The organism is Sodalis sp. RH19, from assembly GCF_047324215.1.
GTDB lineage: Bacteria > Pseudomonadota > Gammaproteobacteria > Enterobacterales > Enterobacteriaceae > Acerihabitans.
The window spans coordinates 4,293,966-4,313,914 of record NZ_CP178734.1 but is presented as its reverse complement, the minus strand read 5'-3'; the positions used below and the strand labels follow the sequence as shown (position 1 = coordinate 4,313,914).

The window sequence follows — 19,949 nt, the reverse complement described above, 5'->3', positions numbered from 1 at the left end:
GGTAAACGAATTTGCCTGGCGGCACTAGCGCGGTGGTCCCACCTGACCCCATGCCGAACTCAGCAGTGAAACGCCGTAGCGCCGATGGTAGTGTGGGGTCTCCCCATGCGAGAGTAGGGAACTGCCAGGCATCCAATTGACGAAGCCCTCTGTGAAAACAGAGGGCTTTTTCATGTGCGTAACCCTGGCGGTTCGCTACTCGAGTAAGAGAGTAGGACCACCGGCAACGCCGGTGGAACGGAGCCGCAGGCGACGGCCCGCAGGGTGCCTGACGCAGTCAGGCATCCACTGCCAGGCATCCCATTGACGAAGCCCTCTGTGTAAACAGAGGGCTTTTTCATGTCCGTGACCCTGGCGGTTCGCTACCCGGGCGCTATGGCCGATCCCGCGATAATGCCGTACGCAGGACTTGCGCGCTGCGCTCCAGCAGATCCAGCGCCCGATCCCGCTGGCGATGGAACTGGGTGGTCATCATCAAAAAGGTTACAGGCGTGGCCTGGGCGGCCTGATCTTTAAGGATCCGCAGCCCGGGAAATGCGCCGCCGTGATAACTCAGGTCGTAATGAAAATCATCGACCGAGCTATAGCGCAGGCGGTGCCATAAGGCCAGCACCTTGATTATTGCCGGCTGCCATGCCTGAGTATCGTATTGCCAACATGCTACCACCCGCTGCAAATCGTCCCGCAGACCCACCATGGCGTCAAGCGCCGGACTCAGGTCAAACGCAGGATCCAGCTGATCTTGCAACGCCGCCATTTCTTTATACAGCCGATCCCGATAGCCCAGCGGATCCAGCGGCAACGCCGTAGCGGTTAGAAGCTCCGCCAGCCAGTAACCATGGATCCGGCTGTCGCGCCATAAAATATCCAGATCGACCTTATCATAGGTATCCGCTTCGGTATGCCACCACCAGCCGCCGCCGCTGCCCGGCGACAGCGTATTCTTATTTAACGGCTCTTCGCGCAGGGCGAAATGCAGCGGCAAACCGCTGCCCCAAAAAGACTGGTCGCCTCCTTTGCCCAACGGCGTAATGCGTTGTGCCGCACTACCGGTTACCCGACGCACCGCGCGGTTAAGGAAATCAGGCTGTTCGGCCCCACTGGCGTTGATCACTACCTGCAATGCTTCCATACAGCCGGGGGAATCAACGTTAATATGCGCCACGCAATGTTGAGCCAACGGATGACGAAACCGGTCGGCATACCAGGTCGACCCCCCATAGCGGGCATTCGAATGGCCCGGCCACCAGGCAATCCGCAGACCCCGTGTTAACTCGTGGCGATGCTGATGAAAATGAACGGCCATCGCCAGACATAACGCATTGCCGGTGGCATTGTCGGTAACGCCTTCATGCCAGGAATCATAATGGGAAGATAACAGGACAAACTCGGGAGATTCTCCCGCTATCTCCACCACCGGCAGGCTGCATGTGGAAACCGCCACCTGCAGCTCGGTGCGCAGACGCGCGGTAAGCGGGGCGGGGTGCCGTTGATAAAACGCCAGCAGCTCGCGCCCCTGCTGCTGGTTGATCGAGATGACCGGCAGGCGCGGATAACGATGGCGATCGTCGGGCACCGGGGTGCCCCAGATCGGCCCGACGGTTTCCTCATGCAACGCCGTTTCGCCCGACCACCAGATATGGATGAGACCCAACGCGCCGGCGGCATCAAGCCGCTGTACATAATCTTCAAAACCCTGATCGGCAATGACAATCTTACCTTTCACCTGGGCGGACCATTGCGCCATCTGATTATCCGGTATCGGGTCCGTGGAGCGCGCGTCGTAAAACAGCGCAGCGTCCACGCCCAGCGGGCAACTGGCCGAGAAAGAGCGAGTCTTGGCCGCGCAGCGCCATGCCGGGTAGTCCGGCAGTTGCAGACTGCCGGAAAGGGGATTGCTTAACAACAATGAACATTGCTCAATGCGCGGCGACAGGCCATGACGGCTCAGCACCTCTGCCAGATAGCCGGCCGAGCGTTCGGCGTCGTCGCTGCCGGATAACCGGTGCAACTGCGAGAACTGCCGCAACAGGCTGTCCATCAGCGGCAATAGCGTCCCTGCGTGCGGCTCAGTGACTGGCATCGGCCTGCTCCGGTTGATGAACCGACAAATCGATATCACCAAAGTACTGCTGTTTGATCTTTTCCCAAGTGCCGTCGGCCTTGATTTTAGCCAAACCTTCGTTTAGCAATGCCCTGATCTTTTCGTCATCTTTGCGAAAACCATAGGCCGAACCGATGCTGAAGAGTTTATCATCGCGTACTTCGGGTCCGGTCAGGGCGAAATCCTTGCCTTCGGGTTTATTCAGGAAACCATAGGTGACCGCTACCGCCGGGCTTAATGCGCCGTCCAGCCGTCCCGCCGCCAAATCCTGATAAATCATATCCTGATCGGCGTAAGGGACGATATCGATGCCCTTGGCGGCCCAGAACTGGTTGGCAAACATCTCCTGGATGGTGCCCTGCTGGACGGCGATATGCTTGCCCTGCAGCGATGCCACGTCCGGCTGCAGGTTGCTGCCCTTGCGCGCCACCAGCCGGGTGGGGATATGGTAAACGAAATCACTGAAGTCGATGGCTTTCCTGCGTTTTTCGGTCGCTCCCAGCGGCGAAATAACATCGACTTTTTTAGCCAGCAGCGAGGGAATCTCCGCGTCAAAGCTACTGACCACGAATTGACATTGCACCGCCATTGCCCGGCAGACGGCATGGGTAATATCGATTTCAAAGCCCCGCGGCGTACCGTCCGCTTCCCGGTACTGAAACGGGGGATAGGTCAGATCGGCGCCGATACGCACCGTTTCACCGGCCGCCTGTGCCGCCGTTGCGCCCATAACCATGCCGAGTAACGCGAGTACCCCTCTGTTTTTCATTTTATTCCTCCTGCCCGGCCTGGTTGGCGAGCTTCCAGCGCGAAAATTCATCTCTTACCGCCTGCAATAGCGAGCGATCCTGATTCAGGTCAAAGGCGGTCATCGCCAGCGCCTTGGCGGCCTGCAGCATGCCGTCCAGGCCGGCGGGCGAAGCCGCCGCCTGGGCAAACTCAGGGGTATGCGGGAAAACGTCGCCAATGCGGATATAAGGATGGATGGCCGCGGTGACCTGGCTGACATTACCGATATCGGACGAGCCGATACCACCGGTTACCGGCGGATCGAACACGTCGATGCCCAACAGCTCAAGGTTGCGTTGAAAACCCATGGCCAGGGCCCGGTTGTTGTTGCGTTCGGCATAGGTCAGGCCCGGCTCGATTTCCAGCCTGGCGCCGCTTATCGCTGCGGCGCCTTGCGCTGCGGCGAACACTTTATCCCGCACCAGCCGCAACCCGTTAACCGTCGCCGCGCGCATCAGGAATTTTGCCTCGGCATAGGCCGGCACGATATTAGTGGCGCTGCCGCCATCGGTAATAATCCCATGTACCCGCACATCGTCGGTGAAGAACTGGCGCAGGGCATTAATGCCGACAAACGTATGGATGACCGCGTCCAGGGCGCTAATGCCTTTCTGCGGTGCCGACGAGGCATGCGCCGCCTTGCCGTAAAATTTAAATACCGCATCCACGCACGCCAGTCCGCCGCGCACCACCATGGTTTTCTCGCGCGGGTGGACCATCATCACCGCATCCACTGCATCGAATATGCCCAGATCGGCGAGAATGATTTTACCGCCGCCTTCTTCTTCCGCCGGGGTACCGATCACCAGCAGGCGCCCGCCTAATTCAGGGCAGGCGGCCTTTAACGCCAGCGCGGCGCCCACCGAGGCGGTGCCGATAAGATTATGGCCGCAGGCATGCCCCAGTTCTGGCAGCGCGTCGTATTCCGCAAGCAGCGCCACCACCGGTCCGGGTTTGCCGCTGTCAAAAGTGGCGCGAAAGGCGGTAGGAAGGCCGCCCAGCGGTTGTTCAATGACAAAACCCGCGCTCCTCAGTGGCGCGATCAGCGCGGCGGCGGACTGCGTTTCGTTAAAGCTCAGCTCCGGATTGCCATGGATCTGCAACGCCAGCTGTTCTAACTGCGCAGCCATGTCATCAACAGCATAAATAATTTTATTCTTTTGCTCGCTTATGGTGCCAATCGCCATGGTGTCTCCCTGTTTTGGTGCGTTTTCAGCGCAGCATCAATATCTTATACCGCAGATATAGGCGATTTTCCCTGCTAAGCCCAATCGAGCGTTTTTATGACTTGCATCCTTAAGCCAAAAAATATTTTATAGTGGAAGATAATTTCCCATGGACACCGGCCGTGAATGAAAAAGACTGGCTCATTATCCGGGCCGTTTACCAGCATAAAAATATCACCCGCGCCGCGGAACAGTTATATACCTCCCAGCCCGCGCTGAGTTATCGCTTAAAACAAATCGAGCGCAAACTGGCGATCCAGTTATTTGACGAGAACAGCAAAGGCCTGGCGTTCAGCGCGCAGGGGGAATTTCTGGCCAGCCATGCCGATAAGGTGCTTAGGGACATGCAGCAGCTGAAAATCAACCTGCATAGCCTGGATGAGCAACAGCAAGGGGAGATCCGCATCGGGGTGTCGAGTAATTATGCCGCCTACCGCCTGCCCGCCTTGCTGGAACGTTTTCGCCGGCAATATCCCGGCGTCAGCATTAGCCTTACCAGTGGTTACAGCGAAGAAATTTTCCAGCGCCTGCAACGGGATGAGATTCATCTGGCGCTGGTGAAAGATGATTTTAACTGGAAAGAGGGCAAGCGGCTGATCGATGAGGATTGTTATTACCTGATAAGCCAGCATGAGCTTAATTTCAGCCTGCTGCCTCATTTGCCGCAGATTAAAATTAATCATGGGCCGCATATTACCCAACTGATTGAGCGCTGGTGGAATGCCAATTTTTCCCTGGCGCCGCGTATCGCCATGACGGTGGACAAACTGGAGGTTTGCCTGGCCATGGTGAACCATGGCTTAGGTTACGCCATTATCTCCAGCTATTTGCCGTTGCCGGATTCGCTGTTCCGTCTACCCATCACTGTGGACGGCCAGGCGGTTAAGAACAGAACCTGGCTGCTCCACCGTCAGGCCTGCGATACCTCCGCCCTGACGCTGCCCTTTATCCAGATGCTGGCCGATGCCGCGGGCCTGCCCCCCGTCCGGTAATAATCAGCGGTTCGGCAAGCTGGAAATAATAAAGAAAATGTTTCGCTAAAGATGAAACATTTTCAACTAATGGTTGAACACTCGACATCATTTACTAAAAACGCTATCGTGGGCATCTGGATGTCTAAACGTTTATACGTATGCTTTGAGGTTCTATAGTTATGCCGATTCGGGTTCTTGATGAGTTGCCAGCAGTGAATTTCCTGCGTAACGAAAACGTGTTTGTTATGACCACTTCCCGCGCGCGCACCCAGGAAATACGTCCGCTAAAGGTGCTGATCCTTAATCTGATGCCGAAAAAAATCGAGACGGAAAATCAGTTCCTGAGACTGCTGTCCAACTCGCCGCTGCAAATTGATATTCAGCTGTTGCGTATTGACAATCATGAGTCGAAAAACACCCCGGCGGAACACCTCAACACCTTTTACTGTGATTTTGAGGATATCCAGGATGAAAACTACGATGGTCTGGTGGTGACCGGCGCGCCGCTGGGGCTGGTGGACTTTCAGGACGTGATTTTCTGGCCGCAGATAGACCGGGTGTTGCAATGGGCTAAAGGGCATGTCACCTCGACGCTGTTCGTCTGTTGGGCGGTACAGGCGGCGCTGAATATTTTATACGACATTCCCAAAATGACCCGGCGGGAGAAGCTGGCCGGCGTATATCAGCATAACACCCTTAAGCCGCATGCCTTGCTGACCCGGGGGTTTGACGAGACGTTTCTGGCGCCGCATTCCCGCTATGCCGACTTCCCCTCCGACGTTATCCGTCAATATACCGACCTGGAGATCCTGGCGGAATCGGAGCAAACCGGCGCCTATCTATTCGCCAGTCCCGATAAACGCCTGGCCTTCGTCACCGGTCATCCGGAATACGACGCCTTAACCCTGGCCGGCGAATATCATCGCGATCTGGCGGCCGGCCTGAATCCCGCCATCCCGGTTAACTATTTCCCGGATAATAATCCAGACCTGCCGCCCAGGGCCAGCTGGCGCAGCCATGGGCATTTATTGTTCGCCAACTGGCTGAACTACTACGTTTACCAGATTACGCCATACGATCTGAAAAAAATGAATCCCACCCTGGATTAAAAGGGAATGCAGCTCGCACCCTGTTCAGCGCCGGAGAGTTGCCCGCGCAGCGCGCCGAACAGTTCACGGCCGCAGCCGATATGCTCCGCGCTTAAATCAGGCTGCGCCACGATCCGGCGCGCCAGTTCGTCGGCGTCCACCAGTAACGACAGCTCGCCGGTTACGCCGTTCACCCGCACCCGATCGCCCGTCTGGATTTTCGCCAGCAATCCGCCGTTATAGGCCTCCGGCGTGACATGGATGGCCGCCGGCACCTTGCCTGACGCGCCGGATAAGCGTCCGTCGGTGACCAGGGCGACCTTGAAGCCGCGATCCAGCAGCACGCCCAGCGGCGGCATCAGTTTATGCAGCTCCGGCATGCCGTTGGCGCGCGGTCCCTGGTAGCGCACCACGATCACGCAGTCTTTGTTCAATTCGCCGGCATCAAAGGCCGGACCCACGTCATGCTGGCTTTCAAACACCATCGCCGGCCCCTCGATAACCTGGTTGGCCACGGGCACGGCTGAGGTTTTCATCACCGCGCGCCCCAGATTGCCGTCCAGAACCTTGGTGCCGCCGTGATGTTCAAACGGATTATCGATGCTGGCTATCACCTTGGGATCGAGCGAGATTTCGGTGCTTTCGCGCCAGGCCAGCACTCCTTGATCCAGCCAGGGTTCCATGGTGTAACGGCTTAAACCGAAACCGGCGACGGTATTGACCTCTTCATTCAGCAGGCCGCCTTTTAGCAATTCGCGTATCACAAGCTGGACGCCGCCGGCATCGTGGAATTGATTAATATCCGCCGGTCCGTTGGGGTAAATGCGCGACAGCAACGGCACGACGTCCGACAATTCGGAGAAGTCGTCCCAGTTAATGATAATGCCGGCGGCGCGGGCCATGGCGACCAAATGCATGGTGTGGTTGGTGGAACCGCCGGTGGTCAGCAGGGCGATAATGCCGTTGACGATCACCTTCTCGTCCACCAGCCGGCCAATCGGCAGATAGTTGCCGCTGTTTTCCGTCAGGCGCGTAACCTGTACGGCGGCGGCATCGGTCAAGGCGTCGCGCAGCGGGGTATTGGGCTGGATAAATGATGAGCCGGGTAAATGCAGGCCCATCATTTCCATGACCATCTGGTTGGAGTTGGCGGTGCCGTAAAAGGTACAGGTGCCGGCGCTGTGATATGACGCCGCTTCCGCATCCAGCATGGCCGCGCGGTCTATCTTGCCCTCGGCGTAGAGCTGGCGTACGCGTACTTTTTCTTTATTCGGCAAACCGCTGGCCATCGGTCCGGCGGGGACGAATACCGCCGGCAGATGTCCAAAGGACAGCGCCGCCATCACCAGCCCGGGGACGATCTTGTCACAAATCCCGAGGTATAAGGCACCGTCGAACATATTATGGGATAAACCAATGGCGGCGGACATGGCGATGATCTCCCGGCTCATCAGCGACAGCTCCATGCCGTCCTGTCCCTGGGTCACGCCGTCGCACATCGCCGGTACCCCGGCGGCTACCTGGCCTACCGCGCCGACGCTGTGCAGGGCGTCTTTCAGGCGTTGCGGGTAATGCTCGTAAGGCTGGTGGGCGGACAGCATATCGTTGTAAGAATTGATAATGGCGATATCATTGCGGGTCATGCTTTTCAGCGCCAGCTTATCATCGGGCTGGCAGGCGGCGAAGCCGTGGGCCAGGTTGCCGCAGGCCAGCTGCGACCGGTGAACCGTTTTGACGCGTGCGGCGTCGATGCGCGCCAGATAAGCGGTGCGGGTGGGTAAGGAACGGTCGATAACGCGTTGCGTCACCCGGGCTACGGTAGGATTCATATCTGCCTCACACTTAAGATTGAATGGTCAAGCCTGGCTCTTGCCGTCGGCGGAGCCTGGCTCAACAACGGAATTGGTGTCCCAGCCGCCGGACAAACCGCCGAATCGCTTTTTTTATAATGACAACCTATTGGTAGCGAAGCGGCCTGCCGGCTATTACAGCGATATTGTGAAATTGAATCGTTTCAGCTAAAAATGCTTAAACAGCCGGATGCGCCCTCTTGAGAATACCGGCCGGGTATGACAATGATTATCCCTGGCATAACAAGCATAGTTGCTGTGCCGATCGCTGCTTAAGCGCGCGGGAGGTCAGCCGCCGTTGCGCGCGATCTGTTCCTTGATGCAGCGCAGGGCATCGTTGATGACCCCGTCCACCGGCTGGTTGATATCCACCACCAGGACGTCCTTTTCATCGGCGCCCGGTTCTTCCAGGGTATCGAATTGAGTGACCAGCATTTGGGTCTTGAAGAAATGACCTTTGCGCGCTTTCATCCGGGCTTCTATCACATCGAATTCGCCCTTGAGATACAGGAAGGACAGGTTGGCGTTGCCTTCCCGCAGCCGATCGCGATAATGTTTTTTCAGCGCCGAACAGACGATAATGGAAATGGCGTTGGTACGTTGCATCGCAAACGCGGCATCATTGATTGCCGCCAGCCAGGGCGCGCGATCGTCGTCGTTAAGCGCCTGTCCCGCCGCCATCTTGTTGATGTTGGCGCGCGGATGCAAAAAGTCGCCGTCAAGGAACGCGGCCGATAGCTCACGGGCCAGGGCGTTGGCCACCACGGACTTGCCGCTGCCTGAAACGCCCATTAAAACGAAGATATGGTTAGCTGTTGTTGTCATCGTAAGGCTCCGTGGCCAGAAAAGAGTGTAGTGATGTTACCGGTAACATTATCCCGATTTTTGCTGCGGTTTCCAGATGCTTTGTCGTTTTTTCGCGCTAATTGTGATCTGCTTCAAATTAAAAATGTAATCTGAAACATTCTTTTTACATCGCACAGCATCGTTTCGGGCCGGACCGGTGGGATTTGAAAAAGTCTCATGCGCCTTCGGCGTCGATTGCCTGTAATTTATGCTAGGATGTTCTGCCTGTTTTGGCTTCATAAAAGATGATTTTTTCAGCGGTGGATGGGGTAATGGTGAACAATCGAGTGGACGGACTGCGCAGGCAATTAGCACAGCGCATCATGGTGCTGGACGGTGGCATGGGCACCATGATCCAGAGTTACCGGCTTGAGGAAGAGGACTACCGGGGGGCGCGTTTCGCCGACTGGCCGAGCGATCTGAAAGGCAATAACGATCTGCTGGTGCTGAGCAAGCCCGAGGTGATTGCCGCTATCCATCACGACTATCTGGCCGCGGGCGCCGATATCCTTGAGACCAACACCTTTAACTCTACCGCCATCGCCATGGCCGACTACCATATGGAGTCGCTGGTCAGCGAGCTGAATACCGAGGCCGCCCGGCTGGCCCGGCGCAGCGCGGACGAATGGACGGCGCGCACGCCGGAGAAACCCCGCTATGTGGCCGGCGTCCTCGGCCCCACCAACCGCACCGCCTCCATTTCGCCGGACGTTAACGATCCGGCGTTCCGCAACGTCAGTTTTGATCAGTTAGTGAGCGCTTACCGTGAGGCGGTTCACGCTCTGGTGACGGGCGGCGTGGACTTGATTATGGTGGAAACCATTTTCGATACCCTTAACGCCAAGGCCGCGATATTCGCCATCGAAACCGAATTCGAGGCCATGGGCGTGCAGTTGCCGGTGATGATTTCCGGCACTATTACCGATGCCTCGGGCCGCACCCTTTCCGGCCAGACCACCGAGGCCTTCTATAATTCCCTGCGCCACGTCAAGCCCCTGTCCTTTGGCCTGAACTGCGCCTTAGGCCCCGATGAGCTGCGCCAGTATGTGGCCGAGCTGTCGCGCATTGCCGATTGTTATGTCAGCGCCCATCCCAACGCCGGATTGCCGAACGCCTTTGGCGAATACGATCTCGGCCCGGATGAAATGGCCGGGCAGATCAAGGAATGGGCCGTTTCCGGTTTCCTGAATATCGTCGGCGGCTGCTGCGGCACCACGCCCGCGCACATCGCCGCCATGGCGCGCGCCGTCGAGGGCATAGCGCCGCGCGTCCTGCCGGAACGGCCCGTAGCCTGCCGTCTGGCGGGCCTGGAACCGCTGAATATCGCCAAGGATACGCTGTTCGTCAACGTGGGCGAGCGCACCAACGTTACCGGTTCGGCGCGCTTCAAGCGCCTGATCAAAGAAGAAAAATATAATGAGGCGCTGGCGGTGGCGTTGCAGCAGGTGGAAAGCGGCGCGCAGATCATTGATATCAACATGGATGAAGGCATGCTGGATTCCGCCGCCGCCATGGTGCGTTTTCTGCATTTGATCGCCGGCGAACCGGATATATCCCGGGTGCCGATTATGATCGATTCGTCGAAATGGGACGTCATCGAGCAAGGGCTGAAGTGCATCCAGGGTAAGGGCATCGTTAATTCCATCTCGATGAAGGAAGGCGAGGCCGCCTTTATCCACCATGCCCGTTTGGTGCGCCGTTACGGCGCCGCGGTCGTAGTGATGGCGTTTGATGAAGAGGGCCAGGCGGATACCCGGCAGCGCAAGATAGACATTTGCCGCCGCGCTTACCGCATCCTGACCGAAACCGTGGGTTTCCCGCCGGAAGATATTATCTTCGACCCCAATATTTTTGCCATCGCCACAGGGATTGAAGAACACAATAACTATGCCCAGGACTTTATCGGCGCCTGTGCCGATATCAAGGCCGAGCTGCCCCATGCGCTGATTTCCGGCGGGGTATCCAACGTGTCGTTTTCGTTTCGCGGCAACGAGCCGGTACGCGAGGCCATACACGCGGTGTTCCTTTATTACGCCATCAAGAACGGCCTGGATATGGGGATCGTCAACGCCGGCCAGCTGGCCATCTATGACGACCTGTCCGATGAGCTGCGCGAGGCGGTAGAGGACGTGGTGCTCAACCGGCGCGCCGACGGCACCGAAAGACTCCTGGATCTGGCGGAGAAATACCGCGTTGGCAAAAACGACGACGATACGAAACAACAGCAGGCGGAATGGCGCGGCTGGCCGGTCAATAAACGGCTGGAGTACGCGCTGGTAAAAGGCATTACCGAATACATCGAAGCGGATACCGAAGAATCGCGGCAACAGGCGGCGCGGCCCATTGAGGTGATTGAAGGGCCGCTGATGGCCGGCATGAACGTGGTGGGCGACCTGTTCGGCGCCGGGAAGATGTTCCTGCCGCAGGTGGTCAAGTCGGCGCGGGTCATGAAGCAGGCGGTTGCCTATCTGGAACCCTTTATCAAGGCGGGAAAAGAAAAGCAAAAGGCGGCCGGCAAGATTCTGCTGGCGACGGTGAAAGGCGATGTGCATGATATCGGCAAAAATATCGTCGGCGTGGTGCTGCAATGCAATAACTACGAAATCATCGACCTGGGTGTGATGGTCTCGATGGATAAGATCCTGAAAGCGGCGCGGGAATTCAACGTGGATATTATCGGCCTGTCGGGCTTGATCACGCCCTCGCTCGATGAGATGGTCAACGTCGCCAAAGAGATGGAACGCCAGGGATTTACCCTGCCGTTGCTGATTGGCGGCGCCACCACCTCGAAGGCGCACACCGCGGTTAAAATCGAGAAAAACTACAGCGGGCCGACGGTGTATGTGCAGAATGCCTCGCGCAGCGTGGGGGTGGTGTCGGCCCTGCTGTCGGACGAGCAGCGGGATGAATTTATACTGCGTACCCGTAAGGAGTATGACACGGTGCGCATCCAGCATGGCCGCAAAAAGCCCCGTACGCCGCCGGTCTCGCTGCAGGCCGCGCGCGATAACGACCTGGCCATCGATTGGGATAGCTATATTCCCCCGGTGGCCCATCGCCTGGGCATTCAGTCCGTCAGCGCCTCTATCGAGACATTGCGCAACTATATTGACTGGACGCCGTTTTTTATGACCTGGTCGCTGGCGGGTAAATACCCCCGCATCCTGGAGGATGAAGTGGTCGGCGCCGAGGCGAAACGCGTGTTTGACGACGCCAATGCCCTGCTGGACCAGCTTTCCGCGCAAAAATCCCTTAACCCGCGCGGGGTGGTGGGTATTTTTCCCGCCAACCGGGTGGGCGACGACATCGAAATCTATCGCGACGAAAGCCGGCGCGAAATTTTGGTGGTCAGCCATCATCTGCGTCAGCAGACGGAGAAAAGCGAATTCGCCAATTATTGCCTGGCGGATTTTGTGGCGCCGAAAGACAGTGGCAAGGCGGACTACCTGGGCGCGTTCGCCGTCACCGGCGGTCTGGAGGAAGATGCGCTGGCGGCGGCCTTTGACGCCCAACAGGACGATTATAATAAAATCATGGTCAAAGCCCTTTGCGACCGTCTGGCCGAAGCCTTTGCCGAATATCTCCATGAGCGGGTGCGTAAAGTCTACTGGGGCTACGCGCCCAACGAGAACCTGAGCAATGACGAATTGATTCGGGAAAACTACCAGGGCATCCGCCCGGCGCCCGGCTATCCGGCCTGTCCCGACCACACCGAGAAAGCGGCTATCTGGCAATTGCTGAATGTGGACGACACCGCCGGGATGCGCCTGACGGAGTCCTATGCCATGTGGCCCGGCGCGTCGGTCTCCGGCTGGTATTTCAGCCATCCCGACAGTAAATATTATGCCGTGGCGCAGATCCAGCGGGATCAGGTGGAAGATTATGCCCGGCGTAAAAATATGCCTATCGCTGAAGTTGAACGCTGGCTGGCGCCGAACCTGGGCTACGATGCGGACTGATCGGTCACAGATGTCACAGCGGTAAAATAGCGGGGCGGCCCGGCGTTGACGCGCCGCGCTGCTTCATTGTGCTTTCCCCATTCCCCCCGCGCGGTTTCATAAGAAAAAAATATCGATATGCTTAATATTGAATCTATTAGCAATATTCAATTTTTGTTTTAAATGATTTAACGCTAATTAATTATAGCTAATAATATAATTATTTTACCTATTGGGATGGACGGGTTAAATTTAATCGTACTCAAGGACAAGCTGAGAAAGAAAAGTTTTATATTATTTTAATTATATTAATTTTTTTTAAAATACTTAGCGCCACTTTCCGCTGGCAACGCAAGGATGAGTGTAATCAATCCCTATTATTGAGGCAACTCTGTGGACACCCTTCATGAAAAGGCACCCTGGCGTACAGGACCGCGCGCACAGACGGGATGGCGGACTTAGCATGACAAAATAATAAGCGGTAAGAGGGTAACTGATGAATCAACATGAACAAAAAATATTTCTGACGACGCTGGTGGCGGCCTTCAGATCGACACATCGTTATATGAAGCGCAATTATCCTTATGGCAAGAGCGGGGCGAAAAGCCCTCCTTCCCCCTGAAAGGCGGCGTGCTTCAAGGGATGAAAAATCGGAGAGAAAGATGATTGAACATAATGTTCTGTTCCGGTTCAGGCCGGCATTGGCGCCGGCGGAGATCCAGCAGGTCGCCGCGACGCTGCTGGCGATGGATCGGTATATTCCCGGCATCCTGAAGGCATCGTGGCATGACAATGCCAGCCGGGAACAACGGGATAAGGGCTTCAGGCATCTGCTCCGGCTTTTTTTTGCCGACAGCGCAGCCCTGGACCAGTATCTGGCCCATCGCCATCATCTTTACGTGTGTGAAAATATCCTGTTCCCGGTACTGGCGGACGGCGCGGGGTCCGTGCTGGTGTTTGATCTGTGGGGACATGAAAACGCATTGTGAATGACCCCCGGCGCTACTGCGCCTCTACGTCGATATGCAGGGTATCGTAGCGCCAGTACTCCAGGTCGCAGTCAATAATGCGGCCATACTGATCGCGATTGATACGGGTAATAAACAGCGCCGGGCTGTTATCCGCCAATTTCAGCGCCTGCGACGCCGCCTGCGGAAAGGTGGTGGGCAGCATGGCGAAACGTACTTTGCCGTAACGGATGCCATACTGGTTGGCATACAGTTCCGTAAGCGAGGATGTCAGATCCTCATGCAAAATCGCCGGAAAATACGCCGGATTCAGGTAATGTTCCACGTAAAGCACCGCACGCCCGTCAATGCGCCTGACCCGGCGTATGCAATATACCCGTGAACCGGACGGCAATGCCAAATGCGCGCATATCGCCGCCGGCGTCGTCATTTCGCTGGCATCCAATACCTCGGTGGCGGGTTTACGTCCCTGCTCGCGCACCATGGCATGGAAATGGCTGCGCGTCAGCGGGTTATAGATAATACGCGGCGGGCTGACAAACCAGCCGCGGCGTTCCTCGCGGTAAATCAGCCCCTGGGCTTCCAACTGCCCCAACGCTTCCCGCAGGGTAATGCGGGTCGTGGCAAATTGTTCGCTTAGCATCCTCTCGGCGGGCAAGCGATCGTTGTGCGTCAAGTCCCCTTGTGCAATCCAGCCGGCGATCGCCTGGCAAATCGCGGTAACGGTTTTTTGCCGGGACAGGCTGGCGCTGAAAGAAGCGCCATTATGCAGCATTTTTTTTACCGGCCTGCCTGTTCATAGTGCACATTTTTCTGCCTTTGCGGATGGGGTGGTAAAACCATAACAAAAAATCGGCTAAAAGAATTACTGACATCAAATATTCATCTTACTTCGGTAGATTGGCTTGGTTCTTGCTGGACTAGACCAGTAGAGTTCGTCACCTTCATTCCTTCACCCGGAGCATCATTTATGAAACTTCTGTTCGCTTCTGTGTTAACCACCGCCATCCTGATGGCAAGCCCGGCCGGTTTCGCCGCGCCCGCGGATGTCGCGGCCCTGGAGAAAGCGGCGCGCCAGGAAGGCGAGGTCAATAGTGTCGGCATGCCTGACAGCTGGGCAAACTGGAAGGATACCTGGGCGGATCTGGCCGGCAAATACGGCCTGAAGCATAGCGATACCGATATGAGTTCAGCGCAGGAGATCGCCAAATTCCTGGCTGAGAAAGGCAACGCCAGCGCGGATATCGGCGATGTGGGATCGTCCTTTGGGCCGGTGGCGGTACAAAAAGGCGTAACGCTGCCTTACAAACCCAGTACCTGGGATCAGGTTCCCGACTGGGCGAAGGACAAAGACGGCCATTGGGCGCTGGCGTATACCGGCACCATCGCTTTTATCGTGAACAAGCAAACGGTAAAAGAAACGCCGCATAGCTGGGCCGATTTGCTGAAAGGCGATTATAAGGTGACCGTCGGCGATGTCAGTACCGCGGCGCAAGCGACCAACGGCGTGCTGGCGGCGAGCTATGCCATGGGCGGCGATGAAAAGAATCTGAAGCCGGGCCTGGAATTTTTTGCCAAGCTGGCCAAGGCGGGACGCCTGGGACTGAACAACCCGACTATAGCGTCGCTGGAAAAAGGCGAAGTGGATGTGGGCATCGTCTGGGATTTCAACGGCCTTAATTACCGCGACACCATCGACAAGACCCGTTTTGATGTACTGATCCCCTCCGATGGCTCCATTACCTCCGGCTATACCACGATTATAAATAAATATGCCAAACATCCCAATGCGGCCAAGTTTGCGCGCGAATATATTTTCTCCGATGCCGGACAGATCAACCTGGCCCGGGGCTATGCCCGCCCGATCCGCGTGGAAAAGCTGACGCTGCCGGATGACGTGAAAGCCAAGCTGCTGCCTATCGAACAGTATAAAAACGCCCATCCCATCGCCGATCCGGTTGCCTGGGAAAAGAGCGCCAAGGAACTGCCGCGCCTGTGGCAGGAAAACGTCATGATGGTCATGCCGCAGTAAAGGAGGCGTGATGAAAACCCTGCTGGTGATACTGGACGGACTAAGCTATCCGGTGGCCTACGACGCCATGGGATATCTGCACGCTGAGTGCGCGGCGGGGCATGGATGCCTCTATCAACTGGACTGCGAGCTGCCGTCATTATCGCGACCGCTCTATGAGTGTATCCTTACCGGCGTGCCGCCGGTGGCGAGCGGCGTCGTGCATAATAACGTGGTGAGGCTTTCGCATCATCGCAGCATTTTTCATTTTGCCCGCGCCGCCGGCCTTACCACCGCGGCGGCGGCCTATTATTGGGTGAGCGAACTGTATAACCGCGCCCCCTTCGATGCCGTGCGCGATCGCCATACCGTCGCGCCGGAGGCGGCTATCCAGTACGGGCATTTTTATCATGCGGACCATTATCCCGACTCCCATCTGTTTGAAGATGCGGAAAGCCTGCGCCAGCGCCACCAACCGGATTTCCTGCTGCTTCATCCCATGAATATCGACGACGCGGGCCATCGCTTCGGCCTGTCGTCGCCGCAATACCGTAATATGGCCCGCACCGCGGACGGCCTGTTGTCGCAATATATGCCCGCGTGGCTGGCAGCCGGTTATCAGGTGATCGTCACGGCGGATCACGGCATGAACGACGATCGCAGCCATGGCGGCATCCTGCCCGAAGAGCGCCAGGTGCCGTTATTTGTGTTCGGCGCGGCTTTTAGCCAGGCGCCCGCCGCGCCGCGCCAGACGGAACTGTGCGGCACCCTTTGCAGCCTGCTGGGGGTTGAACACGATCGGCCGGCCTGCGCGGAGCTGTTGAAATGAAGGCCAAATGGCTGGCGGTATTGGTCATGCTGCCTTTTGCGCTGGTGTTCTGTGCTTTCCAAATCGCGCCGCTGGCGTGGATGGCGGTGCATAGCTTCAACAGCGACATCGAAGGCTGGGGGATGGATAACTATCGGCAAATCCTCGGCTCGCCGTTTTACCGGCAGGCGATCTACTTCTCCCTGCAAATCACCTTCTGGTCCAGCGTATTCGGGTTGCTGATCGCCCTGGTGGGCAGTTACTCGCTGCGCCAGCTCGGGGTGACGCGCCTGCGCACCGCCGTGATGTCCTTTACCAATATGACCAGCAATTTTACCGGCGTCCCGCTGGCGTTCGCTTTTGTCATCCTGCTCGGCACCAACGGTTGCGTTACGCTTATTCTGCGCCGTTATGGCTGGCTCGGGGACTTCAGCATCTATTCCAAAACCGGCCTGATGGTGCTGTACACCTACTTCCAGATCCCGCTCGGGGTGCTGTTGCTGTATCCGGCCTTTGACGGCCTGCGCGAGGACTGGCGCGAATCCGCCGCGTTGCTGGGCGCGGGCAAGGTGCGTTACTGGCGGCATATCGGCCTGCCGGTGCTGGCGCCGGCCCTGCTGGGCACCTTTGTTATCCTGTTGGCTAACGCCCTGGGCGCCTACGCCACGATTTTTGCCCTGACCAGCGGCAATTTCAACGTTATCCCAATCCGTATCGCCGCCCTGGTGGCGGGCGATCTGGAACTTGACCCGAATATGGCCAGCGCGCTGGGCATGTTCCTGGTACTGCTGATGGTGTTTATCACCCTGGTTCATCGCTGGGTGATGCGCAGGAGCTATACCCATGTACGATCCTGATAAGTTAGTTGGCGGCAAAACGGGAGGGGGTTGATGACGCGTGCTGAAAACATTTATCACCGCGCCGTGGTCGCGGTGCTGCTGTTTATCCTGCTGCTGCCTTTGGTGGCGACGCTGGTTTACGCTTTTTCCAGCCAGTGGGGGTCGACGGTGTTGCCGGAAGGGTTCACCTTAAAATGGATGGCCCAGCTCTGGCAGGATCCGCGTTTCCTGACGGCGCTGTGGCATTCGCTGCTGATTTGTTTTGGCGCGCTGGCCCTTGCCGTTGTACTGGTATTGCCATTAATGTTTGTGATTGCTTACTATTTCCCGCAGCTTGATGCCCTGATGAATATTCTGATCCTGCTGCCGTTCGCCGTGCCGCCGGTAGTGTCGTCGGTGGGCCTGCTGCAGCTGTATTCCGACGGTCCGCTGGCCATGACCGGCACGCCGTGGATTTTAATCGGCTGTTATTTCACCATCGCGCTGCCGTTTATCTATCGGGCGATCACCAACAATATGCAGGCCATCCACCTGCGTGATTTGATGGATGCCGCCCAATTGCTCGGCGCCAGTACCTGGCGGGCGGCGCTGCTGGTGGTGCTGCCCAACCTGCGCAAGGGCTGCATGATTGCCGTATTGCTGTCGTTCTCGTTCCTTATCGGCGAGTTTGTCTTTGCCAACCTGCTGGTGGGCAACCGTTTCGAGACGCTGCAGGTCTATCTTTATAATAGCCGCAACGGCAGCGGCCATTTCACCAGCGCCCTGGTGATCTCCTATTTCCTGGTGGTCTTGCTGCTGACGCTGGTGGCGAATTCCGTGAATAAGGGCAAGGAATAATCATGTCTTATCTGGCGGTAAAACAGCTTAATAAACATTATGGTCCGACCCAGGTGTTCGAAAATATCGATTTCGATGCTGCGGAAGGCGAATTTGTTACCCTGCTCGGGCCGAGCGGCTGCGGCAAGTCTACCCTGTTGCGTTGCCTGGCGGGCCTGACGCCGGTGGACAGTGGGCAAATCTTGTTGCAAGGCGCGGATTTAGTGCCGTTGTCGCCCCAGGACCGCGGTATCGGCATGGTATTCCAGAGCTATGCGTTGTTCCCGAATATGACGGTCACCGGCAACGTGGCCTTTGGCCTGAAAATGCAAAAGCTGGCGGCGACCGAGATCACGCGCCGCGTCAACGAGGTGCTGGAACTGGTGGAACTGCATGAGTTCGCCCACCGGTATCCGCATCAGCTCTCCGGCGGCCAATGCCAGCGGGTGGCTCTGGCGCGTTCGCTCGTCACCCGTCCCCGGCTGCTGCTGCTGGATGAGCCGCTATCGGCCCTGGATGCCCGCATCCGCAAGCATTTGCGCGACCAAATCCGGCGTATTCAGCAAGAATTGCGGCTGACCGCCATTTTTGTTACGCACGATCAGGAAGAAGCGCTGACCTTATCCGACCGCGTGGTGCTGATGAATAAAGGTAAAATCGTGCAAAACGGCAGCGCCGAAACGCTTTATACCCAGCCGGTGGACGCCTTTGCCGCCGGGTTTATCGGCAGTTATAACCTGTTAAGCCCGGATCAGGCCGCGCTGTTGACCGGGCGCGGCTGGCGGGGCCGGGTCGCCGTGCGGCCTGAGTCTATTATGCTGTTGCCGGCCGGGCAGGGCATTAGCGCGCGCGTCGACGGCCACAGCCTGTTGGGTAATGTGATCCGTTATCGCGTGTCGGCGCAGGGGGTCGAACTGCTGGTGGATGTGTTGAACCGATCGGTGGCCGATCTGCACCCAAATGGCACGCCGGTTGGTCTACAGTTAGATATAACGACATTATGTGAGGTGGCATGAGCCTGGCGTTATTTGATTTGGATGACACACTGATTGATGGAGACTGCGCCAGCCTGTGGAGCCAGTACATGCTGACGCTGGGCTGGGCGCAACGCGACGGATTTGTGCAACGGGAACAGGCATTAATGCTACAGTACCGGCAGGGGACATTATCCATGGAAGAATATATGTCGTTTACCCTGGAGCCGCTGATCGGCCGTTCTACGGATGAAGTGGCGCAGTGCGTGGAGGCCTTTATCGACGAGGCGATCGTTCCCTGCATACGTGAGCCCGCCCGGCGCTGTATCGCCGAACATCAACGCCGCGGGGATCGGAACGTTATTATTTCGGCGTCCGGCGAACATTTGGTGACGCCGATTGCGCGCCGCTTCGGCGTCGCTGAAACCTTGTCGATACAACTTGAAGTTTATGACGATTCTTATACCGGTAAAACCTGTGGCGTATTAACTTATCGGGAGGGGAAAGTGTCCAGGCTGCTGGACCTGATCGAGGGCAAGGAGTCAATGTTGGCGCAGGCCAGCTTTTATTCCGACTCGTGTAATGACCTGCCGTTATTAAGTCAGGTGGGTTATCCTTATGCCGTTAATCCCGACGGTATCCTGCTTCGGCATGCACAACAGGCTGGATGGCCGGTTTTGCAATGGTAAACAGTGGGTCATCAAGGAGTGGTAAGAAG

Annotated in this window: 16 protein-coding genes and 1 rRNA gene; 11 read left to right on the top strand and 6 right to left on the bottom strand. The window is 57.2% G+C overall.

The genetic code is table 11. The features are described from left to right. The first annotated feature begins 14 nt into the window (after positions 1–14). A 5S ribosomal RNA gene (gene rrf / locus ACL2XF_RS19415) occupies positions 15–130 on the top strand. 243 nt (positions 131–373) lie between these two features. Here rrf and ACL2XF_RS19410 read toward each other — a convergent pair. The 3 genes from ACL2XF_RS19410 to ACL2XF_RS19400 are packed head-to-tail and all read right to left on the bottom strand — an operon-like array spanning position 374 to position 4,080. Continuing rightward, positions 374–2,083 (bottom strand): M28 family metallopeptidase, encoded by a 1,710-nt coding sequence (locus ACL2XF_RS19410; protein WP_413727387.1) that lies wholly within the window; start codon positions 2,081–2,083, stop codon positions 374–376. Further along, positions 2,070–2,873: a transporter substrate-binding domain-containing protein gene (locus ACL2XF_RS19405; protein WP_413727386.1), complete on the bottom strand. Its 804-nt coding sequence runs from the start codon at positions 2,871–2,873 to the stop codon at positions 2,070–2,072. The genes ACL2XF_RS19410 and ACL2XF_RS19405 overlap by 14 nt, the downstream gene beginning before the upstream one ends. A gap of 1 nt (position 2,874) precedes the next feature. Continuing rightward, positions 2,875–4,080: a M20 family metallopeptidase gene (locus tag ACL2XF_RS19400; protein ID WP_413727385.1), complete on the bottom strand. Its 1,206-nt coding sequence runs from the start codon at positions 4,078–4,080 to the stop codon at positions 2,875–2,877. A gap of 161 nt (positions 4,081–4,241) precedes the next feature. Between ACL2XF_RS19400 and ACL2XF_RS19395 the strand changes: the two genes are divergently transcribed. Both ACL2XF_RS19395 and metA read left to right on the top strand, forming a co-directional pair. Beyond that, the gene (locus tag ACL2XF_RS19395) at positions 4,242–5,111 is read left to right on the top strand and encodes a LysR family transcriptional regulator (RefSeq protein WP_413727384.1); all 870 of its coding nucleotides are present in this window, start codon (positions 4,242–4,244) and stop codon (positions 5,109–5,111) included. A 161-nt stretch (positions 5,112–5,272) separates the two neighbouring features. Next, entirely contained in the window at positions 5,273–6,202 is a 930-nt protein-coding gene (gene metA, locus ACL2XF_RS19390; protein WP_410012646.1) for a homoserine O-acetyltransferase MetA, read from the top strand. On the opposite strand, the gene edd is transcribed toward metA, so the two are convergent. Both edd and gntK read right to left on the bottom strand, forming a co-directional pair. Continuing rightward, complete coding sequence (gene edd / locus ACL2XF_RS19385) at positions 6,199–8,010, bottom strand: phosphogluconate dehydratase (RefSeq protein ID WP_413727383.1); 1,812 nt, start codon at positions 8,008–8,010, stop codon at positions 6,199–6,201. The two genes, metA and edd, sit on opposite strands and share 4 nt — an antisense overlap. Before the next feature lie 309 nt (positions 8,011–8,319). After that, complete coding sequence (gene gntK, locus ACL2XF_RS19380; RefSeq protein WP_413727382.1) at positions 8,320–8,856, bottom strand: gluconokinase; 537 nt, start codon at positions 8,854–8,856, stop codon at positions 8,320–8,322. A gap of 293 nt (positions 8,857–9,149) precedes the next feature. On the opposite strand from gntK, the gene metH reads away from it, so the two are divergent. Further along, positions 9,150–12,836 (top strand): methionine synthase, encoded by a 3,687-nt coding sequence (metH, locus tag ACL2XF_RS19375; protein WP_413727381.1) that lies wholly within the window; start codon positions 9,150–9,152, stop codon positions 12,834–12,836. Between the two features lie 641 nt (positions 12,837–13,477). Further along, positions 13,478–13,804 carry a Dabb family protein gene (locus ACL2XF_RS19370; RefSeq protein ID WP_410012642.1) on the top strand — a complete coding sequence of 109 codons (327 nt, stop codon included), beginning with the start codon at positions 13,478–13,480 and terminating at the stop codon, positions 13,802–13,804. A 13-nt stretch (positions 13,805–13,817) separates the two neighbouring features. On the opposite strand, the gene ACL2XF_RS19365 is transcribed toward ACL2XF_RS19370, so the two are convergent. Then, a complete protein-coding gene (locus ACL2XF_RS19365) occupies positions 13,818–14,558 on the bottom strand; it encodes a UTRA domain-containing protein (protein WP_410012641.1) in 741 nt (246 codons plus the stop codon). A gap of 195 nt (positions 14,559–14,753) precedes the next feature. Here ACL2XF_RS19365 and ACL2XF_RS19360 point away from each other — a divergent pair, with 195 nt between their 5' ends. From ACL2XF_RS19360 to ACL2XF_RS19335, 6 genes are read left to right on the top strand one after another with little or no spacing between them, the layout of a single operon-like run. Then, positions 14,754–15,815, top strand: a complete 1,062-nt coding sequence (locus ACL2XF_RS19360) for an ABC transporter substrate-binding protein (RefSeq protein WP_413721832.1) — start codon at positions 14,754–14,756, stop codon at positions 15,813–15,815. Between the two features lie 10 nt (positions 15,816–15,825). After that, positions 15,826–16,623, top strand: a complete 798-nt coding sequence (locus tag ACL2XF_RS19355) for an alkaline phosphatase family protein (protein WP_410012639.1) — start codon at positions 15,826–15,828, stop codon at positions 16,621–16,623. Beyond that, the gene (locus tag ACL2XF_RS19350; protein WP_410012638.1) at positions 16,620–17,459 is read left to right on the top strand and encodes an ABC transporter permease; all 840 of its coding nucleotides are present in this window, start codon (positions 16,620–16,622) and stop codon (positions 17,457–17,459) included. Before ACL2XF_RS19355 ends, ACL2XF_RS19350 begins: the two co-directional genes overlap by 4 nt. Positions 17,460–17,492: 33 nt before the next feature. Next, positions 17,493–18,278 carry an ABC transporter permease gene (locus ACL2XF_RS19345; protein ID WP_410012637.1) on the top strand — a complete coding sequence of 262 codons (786 nt, stop codon included), beginning with the start codon at positions 17,493–17,495 and terminating at the stop codon, positions 18,276–18,278. A gap of 2 nt (positions 18,279–18,280) precedes the next feature. Beyond that, on the top strand, positions 18,281–19,273 hold the full coding sequence (locus ACL2XF_RS19340; protein WP_410012636.1) for an ABC transporter ATP-binding protein: 993 nt from the start codon (positions 18,281–18,283) through the stop codon (positions 19,271–19,273). Next, positions 19,270–19,920, top strand: a complete 651-nt coding sequence (locus ACL2XF_RS19335) for an HAD family hydrolase (protein WP_410012635.1) — start codon at positions 19,270–19,272, stop codon at positions 19,918–19,920. Before ACL2XF_RS19340 ends, ACL2XF_RS19335 begins: the two co-directional genes overlap by 4 nt. The last annotated feature ends 29 nt before the right edge of the window (positions 19,921–19,949 follow it).

What these genes read in the sequence shown, in the direction of transcription:
- ACL2XF_RS19410 (WP_413727387.1), bottom strand. Translation starts at nt 2,083, where the DNA reads ATGCCAGTCACTGAGCCGCACGCAGGGACGCTATTGCCGCTGATGGAC.
- ACL2XF_RS19405 (WP_413727386.1), bottom strand. Translation starts at nt 2,873, where the DNA reads ATGAAAAACAGAGGGGTACTCGCGTTACTCGGCATGGTTATGGGCGCA.
- ACL2XF_RS19400 (WP_413727385.1), bottom strand. Translation starts at nt 4,080, where the DNA reads ATGGCGATTGGCACCATAAGCGAGCAAAAGAATAAAATTATTTATGCT.
- metA (WP_410012646.1), top strand. Translation starts at nt 5,273, where the DNA reads ATGCCGATTCGGGTTCTTGATGAGTTGCCAGCAGTGAATTTCCTGCGT.
- edd (WP_413727383.1), bottom strand. Translation starts at nt 8,010, where the DNA reads ATGAATCCTACCGTAGCCCGGGTGACGCAACGCGTTATCGACCGTTCC.
- gntK (WP_413727382.1), bottom strand. Translation starts at nt 8,856, where the DNA reads ATGACAACAACAGCTAACCATATCTTCGTTTTAATGGGCGTTTCAGGC.
- metH (WP_413727381.1), top strand. Translation starts at nt 9,150, where the DNA reads ATGGTGAACAATCGAGTGGACGGACTGCGCAGGCAATTAGCACAGCGC.
- ACL2XF_RS19370 (WP_410012642.1), top strand. Translation starts at nt 13,478, where the DNA reads ATGATTGAACATAATGTTCTGTTCCGGTTCAGGCCGGCATTGGCGCCG.
- ACL2XF_RS19365 (WP_410012641.1), bottom strand. Translation starts at nt 14,558, where the DNA reads ATGCTGCATAATGGCGCTTCTTTCAGCGCCAGCCTGTCCCGGCAAAAA.
- ACL2XF_RS19360 (WP_413721832.1), top strand. Translation starts at nt 14,754, where the DNA reads ATGAAACTTCTGTTCGCTTCTGTGTTAACCACCGCCATCCTGATGGCA.
- ACL2XF_RS19355 (WP_410012639.1), top strand. Translation starts at nt 15,826, where the DNA reads ATGAAAACCCTGCTGGTGATACTGGACGGACTAAGCTATCCGGTGGCC.
- ACL2XF_RS19350 (WP_410012638.1), top strand. Translation starts at nt 16,620, where the DNA reads ATGAAGGCCAAATGGCTGGCGGTATTGGTCATGCTGCCTTTTGCGCTG.
- ACL2XF_RS19345 (WP_410012637.1), top strand. Translation starts at nt 17,493, where the DNA reads ATGACGCGTGCTGAAAACATTTATCACCGCGCCGTGGTCGCGGTGCTG.
- ACL2XF_RS19340 (WP_410012636.1), top strand. Translation starts at nt 18,281, where the DNA reads ATGTCTTATCTGGCGGTAAAACAGCTTAATAAACATTATGGTCCGACC.
- ACL2XF_RS19335 (WP_410012635.1), top strand. Translation starts at nt 19,270, where the DNA reads ATGAGCCTGGCGTTATTTGATTTGGATGACACACTGATTGATGGAGAC.